Genomic DNA, 1,273 nt, shown 5'->3' on the forward strand with positions numbered 1-1,273 from the left:
ACGTCCTGGAGTCCGAACTCGACCAGAACTAACAAGAAAATCTACAATCAACACCGCGCAACGCCCAACCCCGCCGAATCGGTCACGTTCCCGAAATCGGCGGTCACGTTCGCCGAAATACGCAGCGCGAGCGCGTTCCTCGCATCGGCGCCGCTCAGACGGCCATAACCGACCAGCCGCCGCACGACGGAGCCGTTCTTCTGCTCCACCCAGGCCTGATCGTTCTTCTTGTAGGCCCGCGAGCGGGTCTGCTCAAGACCATGTCCCTTGCAGTAGTCGAAGACGCTCTGGTTCATGAATGCGGTGTCGTTATCCGAGTCCACTCCAAGCATTGCGAATGGCAGATCGGCGGCCACCTTGTCAAACGCCTCTATAACCAGCATCTGGTTGCGTACTCGCATGGCCACGCATTCTGTCCAGCCGCTGGCGATGTCGGTCAGCGTCAGTGTGTGGACGAAGTCACCGTCGGTCTTCGGACCGCCACAGTGTTCGACCATGTCGATCTCGAAGAAGCCTGGTGGCGGATCGCGCCAGTCGGCGAAGGTGCGCACCGGGATGCTGCGCCGGATGGCCGAGCCCACACCCTTGCGGCGTTTGCGCTGCCCGTCGATGTGCAAACGCGCATTGGCCAGCATGCGATCGATGGTCGCCGCGCTGACCTCAAGGAGTTTGGCTCTGATGACCGGATCCAGGTCGAGATGGCCGTGCCGTTCCATGGCATCAACCAGCTTCGGGATCAACGCCTTCAGGCGCTTGCCGCAAACCCGGTCGGCCGCTTCCCACAACACCGTCAGCGCCTGGCGTACTGCCTCGTCATACAGCCGGTTGCGCTCGCGCGTCCCCTTTGCCGCGCCGGGCTTCTCCCGCAGCAGCCGGATGGCGTGCTTGCGGTGATACCCGGTCAAAGCCACGAACTCATCCAGAATCCTGATCCGGTCACCGAACGTCGCGCTGCCATACCGCAATTGCAATGCTGCGACCAACTCCTTGCGTGTCGTCATGCTGATTTGCCTCGTCACCTCGTGCCGCTCCCGCCGGACAATCCGACGGGTAGCAAACTACGTGAGGCAACAGGTCAGCGCGAGTTGCAATTCTGATGAGTCAATGCGTTCCGCAAGCGCCAGATATGAAGCCGGCGTCTCCTGGGGGCACGATCGAGATCCGCATCGGCCGTGCGGTGGTTAAGGTAGACGGCCTGGTCGACGCTGACATGCTGCGTACCGTGCTGGGCAGTCTGCGATCATGATCTCTCTGCCGGTTGGTACGCGCATCT

The 1,273-nt window shown here is 61.7% G+C and carries 1 protein-coding gene; it reads right to left on the minus strand.

All coding sequences use genetic code 11. The annotated features are described in order from the left end of the window. Nucleotides 1-47 precede the first annotated feature (47 nt). Nucleotides 48-1,001: an integrase catalytic domain-containing protein gene (locus FQ755_RS00035; protein ID WP_260858214.1), complete on the minus strand. Its 954-nt coding sequence runs from the start codon at nt 999-1,001 to the stop codon at nt 48-50. Nucleotides 1,002-1,273: the final 272 nt, after the last annotated feature.

The organism is Paraburkholderia sp. BCC1885 (assembly GCF_900996235.1).
In the GTDB taxonomy this organism is placed as follows: domain Bacteria; phylum Pseudomonadota; class Gammaproteobacteria; order Burkholderiales; family Burkholderiaceae; genus Paraburkholderia.

What these genes read in the sequence shown, in the direction of transcription:
- FQ755_RS00035 (WP_260858214.1), bottom strand. Translation starts at nt 1,001, where the DNA reads ATGACGACACGCAAGGAGTTGGTCGCAGCATTGCAATTGCGGTATGGC.